Source organism: Streptomyces sp. NBC_00443, assembly GCF_036014175.1.
Lineage (GTDB): Bacteria > Actinomycetota > Actinomycetes > Streptomycetales > Streptomycetaceae > Streptomyces.
The window spans coordinates 8,690,359-8,705,185 of sequence record NZ_CP107917.1 but is presented as its reverse complement, the minus strand read 5'-3'; the positions used below and the strand labels follow the sequence as shown (position 1 = coordinate 8,705,185).

14 protein-coding genes are annotated in these 14,827 nt (G+C 71.1%); 7 read left to right on the top strand and 7 right to left on the bottom strand.

Translation table 11 applies throughout. The annotated features are described in order from the left end of the window. Positions 1-7: 7 nt before the first annotated feature. The 3 genes from OHO27_RS39710 to OHO27_RS39700 form a co-directional block, all read right to left on the bottom strand. Positions 8-1,603 (bottom strand): AMP-binding protein, encoded by a 1,596-nt coding sequence (locus tag OHO27_RS39710; RefSeq protein ID WP_328429767.1) that lies wholly within the window; start codon positions 1,601-1,603, stop codon positions 8-10. A gap of 41 nt (positions 1,604-1,644) precedes the next feature. Beyond that, complete coding sequence (locus tag OHO27_RS39705) at positions 1,645-3,135, bottom strand: aldehyde dehydrogenase family protein (RefSeq protein WP_328429766.1); 1,491 nt, start codon at positions 3,133-3,135, stop codon at positions 1,645-1,647. 93 nt (positions 3,136-3,228) lie between these two features. Next, on the bottom strand, positions 3,229-4,371 hold the full coding sequence (locus tag OHO27_RS39700; protein WP_328429765.1) for an acyl-CoA dehydrogenase family protein: 1,143 nt from the start codon (positions 4,369-4,371) through the stop codon (positions 3,229-3,231). 91 nt (positions 4,372-4,462) lie between these two features. Here OHO27_RS39700 and OHO27_RS39695 point away from each other — a divergent pair, with 91 nt between their 5' ends. The 7 genes from OHO27_RS39695 (at position 4,463) to OHO27_RS39665 (ending at position 10,834) form a co-directional block, all read left to right on the top strand. Continuing rightward, positions 4,463-5,212, top strand: a complete 750-nt coding sequence (locus tag OHO27_RS39695) for an SDR family NAD(P)-dependent oxidoreductase (RefSeq protein ID WP_328429764.1) — start codon at positions 4,463-4,465, stop codon at positions 5,210-5,212. Positions 5,213-5,222: 10 nt separating this feature from the next. Continuing rightward, positions 5,223-5,993 carry an enoyl-CoA hydratase/isomerase family protein gene (locus OHO27_RS39690; protein ID WP_328429763.1) on the top strand — a complete coding sequence of 257 codons (771 nt, stop codon included), beginning with the start codon at positions 5,223-5,225 and terminating at the stop codon, positions 5,991-5,993. 30 nt (positions 5,994-6,023) lie between these two features. Then, positions 6,024-7,190, top strand: coding sequence for a CaiB/BaiF CoA transferase family protein (locus tag OHO27_RS39685; RefSeq protein WP_328429762.1), 1,167 nt, complete (start codon positions 6,024-6,026; stop codon positions 7,188-7,190). Between the two features lie 3 nt (positions 7,191-7,193). Continuing rightward, positions 7,194-8,105 carry an SDR family NAD(P)-dependent oxidoreductase gene (locus OHO27_RS39680; protein ID WP_328429761.1) on the top strand — a complete coding sequence of 304 codons (912 nt, stop codon included), beginning with the start codon at positions 7,194-7,196 and terminating at the stop codon, positions 8,103-8,105. Further along, positions 8,102-8,620 (top strand): DoxX family protein, encoded by a 519-nt coding sequence (locus tag OHO27_RS39675; RefSeq protein WP_328429760.1) that lies wholly within the window; start codon positions 8,102-8,104, stop codon positions 8,618-8,620. Before OHO27_RS39680 ends, OHO27_RS39675 begins: the two co-directional genes overlap by 4 nt. 8 nt (positions 8,621-8,628) lie before the next feature. Next, on the top strand, positions 8,629-9,786 hold the full coding sequence (locus OHO27_RS39670; protein WP_328429759.1) for an acyl-CoA dehydrogenase family protein: 1,158 nt from the start codon (positions 8,629-8,631) through the stop codon (positions 9,784-9,786). A gap of 79 nt (positions 9,787-9,865) precedes the next feature. After that, on the top strand, positions 9,866-10,834 hold the full coding sequence (locus OHO27_RS39665; RefSeq protein ID WP_328429758.1) for an NAD(P)-dependent alcohol dehydrogenase: 969 nt from the start codon (positions 9,866-9,868) through the stop codon (positions 10,832-10,834). Positions 10,835-10,889: 55 nt separating this feature from the next. Here OHO27_RS39665 and OHO27_RS39660 read toward each other — a convergent pair whose 3' ends face one another. From OHO27_RS39660 to OHO27_RS39645, 4 genes are read right to left on the bottom strand one after another with little or no spacing between them, the layout of a single operon-like run. Continuing rightward, positions 10,890-12,005 carry an acyl-CoA dehydrogenase family protein gene (locus OHO27_RS39660; RefSeq protein ID WP_328429757.1) on the bottom strand — a complete coding sequence of 372 codons (1,116 nt, stop codon included), beginning with the start codon at positions 12,003-12,005 and terminating at the stop codon, positions 10,890-10,892. After that, positions 12,002-13,222 (bottom strand): acyl-CoA dehydrogenase family protein, encoded by a 1,221-nt coding sequence (locus OHO27_RS39655; RefSeq protein WP_328429756.1) that lies wholly within the window; start codon positions 13,220-13,222, stop codon positions 12,002-12,004. The genes OHO27_RS39660 and OHO27_RS39655 overlap by 4 nt, the downstream gene beginning before the upstream one ends. Before the next feature lie 14 nt (positions 13,223-13,236). Further along, entirely contained in the window at positions 13,237-14,385 is a 1,149-nt protein-coding gene (locus OHO27_RS39650; RefSeq protein ID WP_328429755.1) for a thiolase family protein, read from the bottom strand. Further along, positions 14,382-14,825, bottom strand: coding sequence for a Zn-ribbon domain-containing OB-fold protein (locus OHO27_RS39645; RefSeq protein ID WP_328429754.1), 444 nt, complete (start codon positions 14,823-14,825; stop codon positions 14,382-14,384). The genes OHO27_RS39650 and OHO27_RS39645 overlap by 4 nt, the downstream gene beginning before the upstream one ends. Positions 14,826-14,827 lie beyond the last annotated feature (2 nt).

The window sequence follows — 14,827 nt, the reverse complement described above, 5'->3', positions numbered from 1 at the left end:
CAGGGCCTCACCGGCCCGCGCCGAGCGTGTCGCCGCCGGGATAGCCGCCCCCGCCGAAGCGCTCGTCGAGCGCCTCGTAGTCCTTCGCGAAGTCCTTGGTGCGCGGCAGCGCCTCGATGAACTCCACCGTCTTCGGCTTCTTGTACGAGGCGATCCGCGCCCGGCAGTGCTCGATCACGTCCGCCGCCGGGACCGGTCCGGCGTCGGGACGCAGTACGACGACCGCCTTGACGTCCTGCGCCCAGCGTTCGTTGGGCACGCCGATCACGGCGGCCTCCTTGACCGCGGGATGCGATTCGATGCAGTTCTCGACCTCGGCGGGGAAGATGTTCTCGGCTGCCGACTTGAGCATGCGGGTCGTGGTCCCGAGGAAGCTGATCGTGCCGTCGCTCTCGCGCCGACCGAGGTCGGTGGTGTGCCACCAGCCGAAGCGGAAGCGTTCCTCGTTGATCTCCGGCCGGTTCCAGTAGCCGAGGTGCACGAGGTCGCCGCGGACGCAGATCTCGCCGGCCACCCCGACCTCGCACTCCTTGCCGCCGCTGTCGAGGATGCGTACGGCGGTGAAGGGACCCGGGCGTCCCGCGTTGCCGGTGCCCGTCCCGCCGTAGGCGCCGGTCACGGCGAAGCCGGTCACCTCGGTCTGCCCGTAGCCGCGGCCCTCGCCGCCGCCGTTGCGGGTGAAGCGGCTGGTGTCGGTGGGCACGGTGCCCTGCCACAGGGGTGCGGCGACGCTCGCCCGCAGGTGGGAGAGGTCGTGTCCGGCCTCCCGGTTCAGCGCGACGAGTTGCGCGATGGTCGGCGGCATCAGATAGGCGTGGGTGCAGCGCTCGGCCTCCAGGAGCGGGAGCAGTTCCTCGGCGACCACGCGGCGCACGATCACGTTCTTGCCGCCGTGGACGAAGGCCGGGACGCCCCAGAACTGGTAGTTGCCGATATGGAACATCGGTCCGGCGCCGAGGAAGGCGGTCTCCGTGCCGATGTCCCCCATCCAGGCGGCGCTCGCGCCCATGGCGAGGAGGTTGCGGTGCGAGAGCATCGAGCCGGACTGCCGTCCGGAGATCGCCGCGGTGTAGATGACCAGCAGCGCGGAGTCGGGATCCACCTCGACGTCCACGTCGGCGACCGGGTCCTCGGGTGAGCCGGAGGCCAGGAAGGACTCGTACGAGTCGGGTTCCTCGGTGCCCTCCGCGTCATGTCGCAGCCACAACGCCCGGTGGTCGGTGCCCAGTTCGGCCCGCGCCTTGCGTACGGTGTCGCCGATCTCCTCGTCCTGCCAGATCACGACCCGGGGGTCGAAGTCCTCGACCGCGAACGCCATTTCGGGGGCGGCCCAGCGCCAGTAGCCGGGGCAGACCATCGCACCGATCTTCGCGGCGGCGCCGAGCAGTTCCCAGATGCGGAAGGAGTTCTGGCCCAGCCACAGGATGCGGTCGCCGGAGCCGACGCCCGCGTCGGTGAGGGCGTGGGCGAGTCGGTTGGTGCGCTCGTCGAGCTGCGGCCAGGTCAGCCGGACCTCGCCGTCGACGAGGGCGACGCCTGCGGGGAAGGAGCGTCGGTGCTCGCGGATGATGTCGCCGAACGTCAGGCGGCGTGCGGGATGCATGATGGTGGCTCCAGAGGCTTCGTTCAGAAGGTGAGGCGCCGTCAGACGCGGCCGACGCCGACGCCCTTGACGTGGATGAACTCCTCCAGTCCGGCCCTGCCGCCTTCCCGTCCGAACCCGCTGATGCCGACGCCTCCGAAGGGCGTGGAGGGCGAAGTGATCGGGTTGGGGCCGGGGTTGACGTAGACCGTCCCGGCCTTCAGACGCGGCACCAGACGGTTGACGCGGGCGATGTCGCGGGACTGGATGTAGGCGGAAAGTCCGTACTCGGTGTCGTTGGCGAGGGCGACGGCCTCGTCCTCCGTGTCGAACGGGGTGAGGGCGAGGACCGGGCCGAAGATCTCCTGCTGGGCGAGGTCGCTGCGGTTGTCGACGTCGGCGAAGACGGCCGGGGAGACGAAGCAGCCGTCGGATTCGATGCGTTCGCCTCCGTACACGAGCCGGCCCGCTCGTTCCTCGACCGCTTTGTCGATCACGCCCTGGACGCGCTCGCGGGCGGCCTCGTTGATCAGGGGCCCGATGTACGTCGTCGGGTCGAGCGGGTCGCCCACGGGCAGGTGGGCGACGACCCCGGTGACGCGGGCGACGACCTCGTCGTAGATCGGGCGCTCGACCAGCAGACGGGTGGGCAACGCGCAGCCCTGGCCCGTGTTGCTCATGGCGAAGGCCGCGCAGTACGGCACCATGGTGTCCAGGTCGGTGTCGGCGAAGAGCAGGTTGGCGGACTTGCCGCCCAGCTCGAACAGGACGGGCTTGAGGCTCAGCGCCGCGTCGGACATGATGCGGCGCGCGGTGGCGGGCCCGCCGGTGAAGGAGATCTTGTCCACGCCGGGGTGTCTCACCAGGGCCGATCCGGCCTCGCCGAGTCCGGTGACGACATTGATCACGCCGTCGGGGATGCCCGCCTCGCGGGCCAGGTCGGCGAAGAGCAGGGCGGAGAACGGCGTGGACTCGGCCGGTTTGATGACCACCGTGTTGCCGGCGGCGAGCGAGGGCGGGACCTTCATCGCCAGGGACAGGGCGGGCGAGTTCCAGGTGATGATGTGGCCGATGACGCCGTACGGCTCGGCGAGGGTGTACTCGACGTTCTCGTGCGGGCTGTAGGCCGCGGCGACCATGCCCTCGATCTTGTCCGCCCAGCCGGCGTAGTACTCGGTCCACTCGGCGACATGCGGTCCGACGTTCTCCGCCCAGCCGCCGATGCAGACACCGTTCTCCAGGGGGCAGATCGCCGCGAAGTCGGGGATGTGGTCGCGCAGCAGTCCGGCGAAGCGGGTGAGCAGGCGGCGGCGTTCGGCGGGCCGCATGGTGCCCCACACCTCGAAGGCCTGACGGGCGGCGGCCACAGCCCGGTCCACCTCGACGGGCCCCGCGAGGGGGATGTCGGCCTGGACGAGACCGGTCGCGGGGTTGATGTGCTCGTACATACCGCCGCTCGTCTCGTGCAGATCCTTGCCACCGATGACGAGCCGGGGGCGCGGCAGGTCCCGCTCGGCCCGTTCCTGGTGCAGCTTCACGTCGACCGTGACCACGGTGCCTCCTGGAGCCCGCTACCACCACATCCGTACAGCTTAAATAGATAACCTATTTAGCCGAACCAATCAATGCTGAACGCTCACTGTCCTTCAGAACCCAAGCGACCGTCCGACGATCTCCTGCATGATCTCCGAGGTGCCGCCGAACACCCGCTGCACCCGGCTGTCCCGCCAGATGCGGGCGATCTCGTACTCGTTGACGTAGCCGTAGCCGCCGAAGAGCTGCATGCAGCGGTCGATGACCTCCCAGCCCGTCTCCGTGGTCCAGTACTTGGCCGCGGCGGCCTCCTCGGCCGTCAGCTCGCCCTCGACCAGGGCCATGATGCAGCCGTCCAGATAGACCCGGGCGACCCCCAGCTTGGCCTTGATGTCGGCGAGGGCGAACCGGTTGGCCTGGAACCCGCCGATGGGCCGGCCGAAGGCGGTGCGGTCCTTGGCGTACTGGAGCGCGAAGCCGAAGGCCCGCTCGGCGGAGGCGAGCGCGGCGACGGCGATGGCGAGCCGCTCGGTCGGGAGGTTGCCCATCATGTGGTAGAAACCGCGCCCCTCCTGCCCGATGAGGTTGCCGGCGGGAACTCGGACCTCGTGGAAGAAGAGTTCGGCGGTGTCCTGGGCCTTCATCCCGACCTTGTCGAGCTTGCGCCCGCGCTCGAAGCCCTCGGTGCCGCGCTCGACGACGATCAGGCTGATGCCCTTGTGCCCGGCGTCAGGATCGGTTTTGCAGGCGACGATCACCAGCTCGGCGAGGATGCCGTTGGTGATGAAGGTCTTCGAGCCGTCGATCACCCACTCGTCGCCCTCCCTGCGGGCGGTGGTGCGGATGCCCTTGAGGTCGGATCCGGCGGCAGGCTCCGAGAGGGCGAGCGCGCAGATCGTCTCGCCGCTGATCACACCGGGCAGCCAACGAGCCTTCTGCTCGGGGGTGGTGAGGTTCATCAGATAGGGCGGGATGACGTCGTTCTGCAGGCCGAGGCCTATGCCGACCGCGCCCGTGGCCGCCATCTCCTCCGCCATGATCGCGTTGTAGCGGAAGTCCCGGATCCCCTGGCCGCCGTACTCTTCCGGGAACTGCCAGCCGATCAGTCCGGCCTTGCCCGCAGCCGCCCACGCGGCGCGGCTGACCTGCCCGTCACGCTCCCACTCCTCGGTGTGCGGGACGCATTCCCGCAGGTAGTAGGAGCGGGCGGTCTCCCTGAACAGGTCGTGCTCCTCGGTGAAGATCGTACGGCGCATGCTCGACTCCACTCCTGCATCTCGCTTATTTAGCTGAAGTAGTTATACGATAGCGCTGTTTTTGGAGCCGGGCGAGGGAGGGCGCGTAAGCATGCGGGACAAGGTGGCGCTGGTCACCGGTGCCGGACGGGGCATCGGCGAGGCGATCGCAGACGCGCTGGCCGCCGCCGGGGCCTCGGTCGCCGTCTGTGACGTGGACGCGGAGGCCGCCGGGAAGGTCGCGGCCGGACTTGCCGAGCGGTACGGGGTGCGCGCGACCGGAGTCGGCGCGGACATCTCCGACGGCGCGGCCGTACGCACGGCCGTGAAGCGGGTGAGCGTCGAACTCGGCCCGGTGGACGTGCTGGTCAACAACGCGGCCGTCGATGTCATCGGCCGCTTCGTCGACAGCGACGAGGAGACCTGGGACCGGATCATCGCCGTGAACCTGCGCGGGACGATCACGATGACGCGGGCCGTGCTCGACCCGATGATCGAGCGCGGCGGCGGCCGGATCGTCCACATCGCCTCCGACGCCGGGCGGGTCGGCTCGTCCGGCGAGGTCGTGTACTCCGCGACCAAGGGCGGCGTCATCGCCTTCGGCAAGGCCCTGGCCAGGGAGGTCGCCCGGCACGGCATCACCGTGAACTGCGTCTGCCCGGGGCCGACCGAGACCGCGCTGCTCGGGCAGGTCGCCGAGTACAGCCAGAGGATGTACGACGCGACCGTGCGGGCCATCCCACTGCGCCGCGTCGCCCAGCCCGCCGAGATCGCCGGCGTGGTGGCCTTCCTCGCGTCCGACGACGCCGCCTACATGACCGGGCAGACGCTCTCGGTCAGCGGCGGCCTGACGATGGTCTGAGGTGAGGACCGTGTTGCGTGTCGAACTCCGCGACAGAATGGCCGTGTTGACGCTCGACCGGCCGGAACGGCTCAATGCCGTGGGTTCCGAGACCGTGGATCAGCTCACGCGGGCGCTGAACGAGGTCCGCGACAACGACGACGTACGCGCCGTGGTGGTGGCCGGCGCGGGCCGGGCCTTCTGCGCCGGCGCCGACATCGCGGAGATCGAGGCGTGCACGGCACCCGGGCAGTTCCGGGCGTTCGTGGGCCGCCTGACGGACGCGTACGCGCTCCTGGAGGACTTCACGAAGCCCTCGGTCGCGGCCGTCCACGGGTTCGCCTTCGGCGGTGGCCTGGAGCTGGCGCTCGCCTGCGACCTGCGGGTGGCGGAGCGCGGTACGCGGCTCGGTCTGCCCGAGATGAAGCTGGGCGTCCTGCCGGGCGCGGGCGGTACCCAGCGGCTCCCGCGCCTGCTGCCACCGGCGATCGCCAAGCAGATGATCCTCACCGGCGAACCGATCGACGCGGAGCGCGCCTGGCAACTCGGACTGGTCAACGAACTGGCCGAACCCGGCGGCGCACTTGCCGCCGCCGAGAAGCTGGCCGCCGGCCTGACCGCGGGGGCACCGCTCGCGCTCGCGGCGGGCAAGCGGCTGGTCGACTTCGGGCTCGGCATGGACCTGGAGACGGCCATCGCCTACGAGCGGGAGAGCGTGACGGTGCTGTTCTCCACCGAGGACCGGGCCGAGGGGCTCAAGGCCTTCCGGGAGCGCCGCCCGGGCGAGTTCCGCGGCGTGTAGCAGGCATACCGACAGATGTGGAGGTGGGCCGTGCGGCCACTGGAAGACGTTTCCGTCGTCGAGCTGGGCATGTGGGTGGCGGCTCCGGCCGCGGCCACCATGCTGGCCGACTGGGGCGCGGACGTGATCAAGGTGGAGGCGCCGACCGGTGACCCCAACCGGTACACGCTCAAGCACGTCGGGCAGGACATCGACAGCGCGCCTCCGTTCGAGACGGACAACCGCGGCAAGCGCGGGATCGTCCTCGACCTGCGCTCGGCTGACGGCAAGGGCGTACTGGAGCGGCTGCTGGCAGGCGCCGACGTCTTCGTCACCAACCTCCGCCCGGGCGCGCTGGAGCGGCTCGGGCTGGCCCCGGACGAACTGCGAGCGCGCCATCCCCGCCTGATCGTCGGCACGTTGACCGGCTACGGCTGGACGGGAGAGGAGCGGGACCGGGCAGGGTACGACGTCTCCGCCTTCTGGGCCCGGCCCGGCATCGCCGGCATGCTGAACCCGGCCGGTGAGTCACCGCCCGGTATCCGCCCCGGACTTGGCGACCGCACCGCCGCCGCCAACCTGGTCGCGGGCGTGCTGGCCGCCCTGCTGCGCCGCGAACGCACCGGCGAGGGCGGCGTGGTGGACGTGTCGCTGCTCCGGTCCGGGACGTACGCCAACGGCAACGACCTCGCCCTGCAGAACTTCTTCGGCAAGCGCGGCCGAACCCGCCACCGCAGCGAGCACGAGTCACCGCTCTACAACTGCTACCGAGCCGCCGACGACCGCTGGTTCTGGCTCGTCGGCCTGGAGGGCAACCGGCACTGGCCCGGCGTCGTCAAGGCGCTCGGCCGTCCGGACCTGGAGACGGACGAGCGGTTCGCGAGCGGCAAGGCCCGGCGTGGCCACGTACGCGAGTTGATCGCCTTGTTCGACGAGGAGTTCGCACGGCGGCCGCTGGCGGACTGGGCGGCGCGGTTCGACGCCGAGGGCGTGTGGTGGGCGCCCGTTCAGACGCTGGCGGAGGTGTCCGCCGATCCGCAGGCGGAGGCCGTGGGGGCGTTCGTCGAGCAGCCGGGTATGGGCGACGCGCCGCCGCTGCGGACGGTGGCCACGCCGGTGAGCTTCTGGGGCGTGGACCACAAGCCGCGCACCGGCGCGCCGACCCTCGGCGAGCACACCGACGAAGTACTTGACGAGCTGGGCCGAACTGGGAGGTAGGGCGTGGGCATCCTCGACGACAAGGTCGCCATCGTGACAGGCGGCGGCAGGGGGCTCGGCCGGGCGCACTGTCTGGCCCTGGCCGAAGCCGGCGCGACCGTGGTCGTGAACGATCTCGGCGCGGGCGTGCATGGTGAGCGGACCGGGGACTCCCCCGCCGACGACGTGGTCGCGGAGATCACCAAGCTCGGCGGGCGGGCGGTCGCCAACCATGCGTCGGTCAGCGACTGGGCGGCCACGGAGGCGATGGTGGCGGACACCGTCGCGGAGTTCGGCCGACTGGACGTCATCGTCAACAACGCGGGCATCGTGCGCGACCGCATGCTGTTCTCGATGACCGAGGCCGAGTTCGACGCCGTGATCTCGGTGCATCTGAAGGGCACCTTCGCCCTGACCCGGCACGCGTGCGCGTACTGGCGCGAGGCGTCGAAACGGGGCGAGCGCGTGGCCGGCCGTGTCATCAACACGACGTCCGGGACGGGCCTGTTCGGCAACCAGGGCCAGTCCAACTACGGCGCCGCGAAGGCGGGAATCGCCGGGCTCACCGTCCTCACCGCCCTGGAGATGCGCAAGTACGGCGTCACCGCGAACGCCATCTCGCCGATCGCGGCCACGCGGATGACGGACGGGCTGTCCGTCGGCGGATCCCTCCAGGCCGTCGGCGACTTCGACCCGCGCGATCCCGCCAACGCCTCCGGCGTCGTCGTCTACCTGGCCTCCGACAGCGCAGCCTGGCTCACCGGCCAGGTGCTGCGCATCGAGGGCAACCGGTTGAACCGGCTGGAGGGCTGGACGGTCAGCGGGGTCTACCCCAGCCGGTCCGGCGAGGCGCTCACACCGGGCGAACTCATCGAGGCCGTACCGCAGTTGTACGGCGTCGCACCCGCGGGCCGCGCCACCGGGGCGGGCCAGTGAGGGGCCAGGACGCGGCCGCCCTGGCGCTGCGCGCGACGCTCGGCCCGATGCTCTTCGCCCACGGCTGGAACAAGGTCGCGGGGCCGGGCGGCCTGAAGGGAACGACTGGCTGGTTCGAGGCACTCGGTCTGCGACCCGCCGCGGTGCACGCCCGGATGGCCGCCGGGACCGAGATGGCGGCCGGGGTGGGCGTGGCCCTGGGCCTGGCGAATCCGCTTCCCGCTGCGGCCACCGTCGGTCTGATGGCCGTCGCGGCCCGCACGGACCACCGCGGGAAGGGCTTCTTCGTGTTCAAGGGCGGCTGGGAGTACGTCGGTGTGGTGGGCGGTGCGGCCGTGGCCCTGGCCGCGCTGGGCAACGGCCGGTACTCGGTGGACGGGCTGCTCGGCCGCGCGCGCTCCGGTCCGGGGCCCGCGCTGCTGGCCGCCGGGCTGGGCGTGGTGAGCGCGGCGGGCCTGCTCGCGGTCTGCTGCCGGCCCGCCGGGACAGACGATCAGCACAAGGACTCGGACTAGGAGGCGTCATGGACGCGGAGGACTTCAGCGCGGTGCTGTCGGAGGTCCGGCGCTTCGTCCGGGAACGCGTCGTGCCGCTGGAGGCGGAGATCGACGAGAAGGACGAGATGCCCGCGGACATCCGCGAGGCGGCCAAGAAGATGGGACTGTTCGGCTTCGCGCTGCCCGAGGAGTACGGCGGACTGGGTCTGTCGATGTACGAAGAAGCCCAGCTGATGTTCGAGCTCGGGTACACGACCCCGTCACTGCGTTCCATGTTCGGGACGAACAACGGCATCGCCGGGCATGTCCTGATGGTCGGCGGCACCGAGGAACAGAAGGCGCAGTGGCTGCCGAGGATCGCCTCCGGTGAGGTCCTCGCGTCGTTCGCGCTCACCGAGCCGGACGCCGGGTCCGACCCGTCGACGCTCACGACACGCGCCCACCTGGACGGCGACACGTGGGTGATCAACGGCGCCAAGCGGTACATCACCAACGCCCCCCTCGCCGACGTGTTCATGGTCTTCGCCCGCACCGACCCGGACGCCCCGCGCACCCGGGGCATCTCGACCTTCCTGGTCCCGGCCGGTACCCCGGGTCTGACAGTGGCTCCCCGGGACCACAAAATGGGCCAGTTCGGCGCCTGGACGGCGGACGTGTACTTCGACGACGTACGCGTCCCGGCCGCCGCCCTGGTCGGCGGCGAGGAAGGACTCGACCGCGGCTTCGCCACGGCGATGGGCTGCATCGCGCACGGCCGGGTCCATATCTCCGCGCTGATGGTCGGCATGGCCGAGCGCCTGGTCGACGAGTCGGTCGGGTACGCCGGCACCCGCAGGCAGTCCGGGAAGCTCATCGGCTCCTTCCAGCTCGTCCAGGGCCTGATCGCCGACGCCCAGACCGACTACTACGCCGGCCGCGCCACGGTCCTGGAGGCCGCGCGCAATTTCGACGCCGGCACGGACACCAAGATCGGCCCGTCCTGTACGAAGTACTTCGCCAGTGAGATGGTCTGGCGGGTCGCGGACCGCGCGGTGCAGATCCACGGCGGCGCGGGCTATATGCGCGGGGTGGCCGTCGAACGCTTCTACCGGGACGCCCGGCTGTTCCGCATCTACGAGGGCACCAGCCAGATCCAGCAGGTCATCATCGCCAAGGCGCTCCTGGGCGAGGCCGCACGCGGCTGAACCGGTCCCTCCGGTGGACAAGGGTCCGCCCCTCCCTCACATTTCCTTCATGGGTTACCCCAGTCGAGAGGAGGGCCCCGTGAAGGCCATCGTCCAGGACGCGTACGGCACCGTCGAGGCCCTGGAGCTGCGGGACATCGGACGCCCCGAACCACGCGACGACGAGGTCCTGCTGCGGGTGCACGCGGCAGGCGTCGACCCGAGTGTCTGGCATCTGATGACCGGCCTGCCCTACCTCGCCCGGCTCGGCTTCGGCCTCCGCAGGCCGAAGAGCTCCGTGCGGGGCTGGGACGGTGCCGGGCGTGTCGAGGCGGTCGGCGCGAAGGTGGCCGAATTCAAGCCCGGCGACGAGGTCTTCGGCACCTGTGACGGGTCGTTCGCCGAGTACGCCTGCCCCAAGGCGGACAAGCTCGCGCTCAAGCCCACCGGTCTCTCCTTCGAAGAGGCCGCCGTGCTCCCCTCCTCCGGCATGACCGCCCTGCAGGCCCTGCGCGGCACGGCACGCCCGCAGGCCGGCCGGAAGGTCCTCGTCATCGGAGCGTCGGGGGGTGTGGGGACGTACACCGTGCAACTCGCCGTCTCGCACGGAGCCGATGTCACCGGTGTCTGCGGGCCCAGGAGTGCGGACCATGTCCGTTCCCTGGGCGTGACCGACGTCGTCGACTACACCCGCGAGGAGATCACCGACCGTCCTCACCGCTACGACGTCATCGTGGACACGGCGGGCAACCGCCCCCTGTCCCTGCTGCGCCGTGCACTCGCCCCTCGGGGCACGCTCGTCATCGTCGGCGGCGAGGGCGGGGGACGGGTGCTCGGCGGCATGGGCCGCAATCTCAGGGCCGTCGCCCTCTCCCCGTTCCTCCGCCAGAACCTTCGTTTCATCCTCGCGTTCCCCCGGCGTGAGGACCTGCTGACCCTCAAGGAACTCGCCGAGAACGGCACCCTCGTCCCCGTCATCGACCACGCCTACCCGCTCGAAGAGGCCCCCGAGGCCATACGCCACCTGGAGAAGGGCCACCCGCGCGGCAAGCTGGTCATCACCGTCTGAGCAGCTCGGAGCGGGCCGCCGGCTTCCGTGCGGGCTTGTGCTCCCGCGCCCGCGCTCAGATCCCCAGCCGGTCCAGCAGCCGCTCGTGGTAGATCGCGGGTCCGCCGAACAGCAGCTGCGAGGACTTGGCACGCCGGAAGTACAGATGGGCGGGGTGCTCCCAGGTGAAGCCGATGCCGCCGTGGACCTGGATGTTCTCCATCGTCGCGAACATGTACGCCCGTGAGCAGCACGCGTGGGCCACGGCGGCGGCGACGGGAAAGTCCGGCGCGTCCGCTGCGGCCAGCCGGGCAGCCTCGCGGGCGGAAGCCTCGGCCAGTTCCACCTGGACGAGCATGTCGGCGCACTTGTGCTTGACCGCCTGGAAGGAGCCGATCGGCCGGCCGAACTGCTGCCGGGTGCGGGCGTGGTCGGCGCTCATCTCCAGGCACGTGCGCGCGCCGCCTGCCTGCTCCGCCGCCAGCCCCACGGAGGCGATGTCCAGGACCCTGGCCATGATGCGCCCGCCCAGCCCGTCGGGGCCGACAGGGGTCGCGGGCACGCTGTCGAACGTCAGCCTCGCCATCGCCCGGGTCGCGTCGAGGGTCTCCAGCGCCTCGGCGGCCACGCCCCCGGCCGTCCGGTCCACGGCGAACAGCGACGGGCCGGCGACGGTGCGGGCGATGACGAGGATCAGATCGGCCGTCGTACCGTCGATGACGAAGCTCTTGCGGCCGCTCAGCCTCCAGCCTCCGTTCCCGTCCGGCACGGCACGGGCGGAGATCAGGGCGGGGTCCCAGGAACCGCCCTCCTCGGCGACGGCGAGGGTGGCGGTGGTCCGCCCGGCCGCGATGCCCGGGAGGTGGCGGGCACAGGCCTCACTGTCCCCCGAGGCCAGCAGGGCCTGTGCGGCGAGGACGACGGTCGCGAAGAAGGGCGCGCACAGCAGGGCGCGCCCCATCTCCTCCATGACGACGCCGAGTTCCACGAGCCCGAAGCCGTCGCCGCCGTACTCCTCCGGGATCACAAGGCCGGGCAGGCGCAGCTGGTCGGCGGCCTGGGCCCACACCGCGGGGTCGAAGCGCGGCTCGCTCTCCATGAGCTTGCGGACGGCTTCCTCCGGCGATTTGGCTGCCATGAACTCCCTTACGGACAGCCGCAGTTCCCTCAGTTCGCTCTCGTCGGCGCTCATGCGCGTGCCTCCTTCGGCAGACCGAGGACCCGTTCCGCGAGGATGTTCTTCATGATCTCCTCGGTGCCACCGAGGATGCGCAGGGCCGGGGTGGCCAACAGGAGTTCGGACCAGGCGTACGTGCCCCACTGTCCGGTGTCGGCGATGATCCGGGGGCCGAGGCACTCGGAGACGAAGTGGGCGGCGCAGGTGAGGTTCTGCCCGTACATCAGCTTGGCGACCGACCTCTCCGGGCCGGGGGCGGCACCCGCCCGCAGGGTGCGCTGCGCGCGGGCGTTGAGGTAGCCGGTGGCCATGGCGTCCACGAGGAGTTCGGCCAGGCGACCGCGCAGGGCCCGGTCGTCCCAGGTCCACGTGGCACGCATGAGCGCCGAGAGGTGGTCCGGGGACAGGGCGGCGGCCACCGGGCCAGCGCCCTCGCTGCCGACCGTGTTGCGCTCGTTCATCAGGGTGGTCAGGGCGACCGTCCAGCCGCCGTCGACCTCGCCGAGGCGGTGGTCGTCGGGGACGCGGACGTCGGTGAGGAAGACCTCGTTGAAGTCCGCGCCGCCGGTCATCTGCCGCAGCGGCCGGACCTCGACGCCGGGGGCGTCCATGGGGACCAGGAAGGCCGTGATGCCCTTGTGCTTCGGCGCGTTCGGGTTCGTGCGGGTCAACGCCAGGCCGATCTGGCTGTGCTGGGCGACCGACGTCCACACCTTCTGCCCGTTCAGCACCCAGTCGTCGCCCGCACGCACGGCCCTGGTGGCCACGCTCGCCAGGTCGGATCCGGCCCCGGGCTCGCTGAACAGCTGGCAGGCGACGGCGTCCCCGCGGTACATCGCGGGCAGCCAGCGTTCCTTGATGTGGGGCTGTGCGTGGGCGAGGATCGTCGGCCCGATCATGCCGAGGCCGACGACGCTGAGGACGCCGGTGTCGGGGACCTCGTACTCGGACTCGACGGCGTCGTAGAGCAGATCGTGGACGGGGGTCAGGCCCCGGCCGCCGTACTCGTGCGGGCCGGTGATCCAGCCGAAGCCGTTCTCGTGGCGGACGCGTTGCCACTCGCGGGCCCGCCGCACCTGTTCCGTCTCCTGCTCGGGCGGGAGGCTGCTGAAGTACGCCATCGAATCGTCGCCCTCGCCCCAGGTGACGGCGGTACGGTCGGGGGCCCTCTCGGCGTGCGCGTCGAGGAAGCGGCGCGCCTCGGCGGCGAAGTCCTGGGTGTCGTAATCCATTTCGGGCTCCGCGGTCAGGTGGACAGGATGGTCACCGCCGACACGCCCGGCGCGCCGTACAGGTGGGTGTAGCCGACGCGGGGCGTGCCGGGGATCTGGCGGGTGCCGGCCGTGCCGCGCAGCTGGAGTACGATCTCGTGGATCTGGCGCAGGCCGGACGCGCCGATGGGCTCGCCGTTGCCGAGCAGTCCGCCGTCGGTGTTGACCGGGAGCCGGCCGCCGATCCCGGTGGCGCCCTCGGCGATGAGGCGTTCCTGTTCGCCGTCCTTGCACAGGCCGTTCTCCGCCATGTGGATGATCTCCGACCCGGCGTCGGTGTCCTGGAGTTGGGCGACGTCCACGTCCTGCGGGCCGATGCCTGCCCGTTCGTACGCGGCCCGGGAGGCGTCCACGGTCGGGCTCTCGACGATCTCACCGACGGGGAAGGACGGGCTCTGCACCTCGAAGGCGCCGAGGCGGCGGCTGCGCAGGGCGGTGGAGCGGACCCGCACGGGCTTCTGGGTGTACTTGTGGGCCTGGTCGGCCCGGCACAGCACGATCGCCGCAGCGCCCTCGTCGGGGCCGCAGTACATGTACTGCCGGAGCGGGTAGTTGAGGACCGGCGAGGCGAGAATCTCCTCCGGTGTGAGGGGAGTTCGGCGCCAGGCCTTCTCGTTCGCGGCCGCGTTGCCGAAGTTCTTCGCGGCCACGCGGGCCAGCGTCTCGTGTGAGATGCCGTGGTCGTGCATATAGCGGTTGATCTTCATGCCGAAGAAGTGGGTGGTGAGGAACAGCCCTGTCTGCCCGTACCAGGAGGGGATGCCGGCCACGGACGGGTCGGCGGCGAACGCACCGCGCGGGTGTTTGTCCAGGCCGATCGCGATGGTCAGGTCGTGCTCACCGGTCTCGATGGCGCGGGCGGCCAGCGCGATCGCCGTACCGGCGGTGGCGCAACCGTTGAACACCCCGCGCAACGGCACTCCGGTCAGGCCGAGCCGCCCCACGATGGCGTCCGGGTTGGCGACCTCGTAGCTGCCGATGTAACCGCCCTGGATCTGCGGCCAGTTCACGCCCGCGTCGGCCAGTGCCAGCCGCACCGCGTCCGCGCCCATGTCCAGTGCGGGCTTTCCGGGGAACCGGCCGAAGGGGTGGAGTCCCACGCCGATGATCACGGCCTCGGTCATGACGCCCTCTCCTCGGCCGGGGTGAACGCGAACGTGACGGCCTCGGTGCCGTCGTCCCGCACGGTGTAGGGCACCAGGGTCAGCCGCATGGGCTGCCCGATCCTCAGCCGGTGCGGGTCGGCCTCCGTCAGACGGGCCTCGACCAGCAGCTCGCCGGGGAGTTCGATGTAGCCGACCGCGTACGGTTCGAAGGCCTCGGGGCCGTCGTACGGCGGGGACGGCGGGCGGAAGTTCTGGGTGGTGTACGTCCACAGCGTCCCGCGGTCCGCGAGCAGCCGTTCCTTCGGGTCCTGGCCGCCGCACCGTACGCAGTCCGCGGCGGCCGGGAAGCTCACCAGGCCGCAGGCCGTGCACTCGGAGCCGATGAGCCGGGGCGGTTCCGAGGGGGTGGGAGGCCAGGTGAACAGGCCCTCGGCGACCGGTTGTCGAGTCGATGTCATGA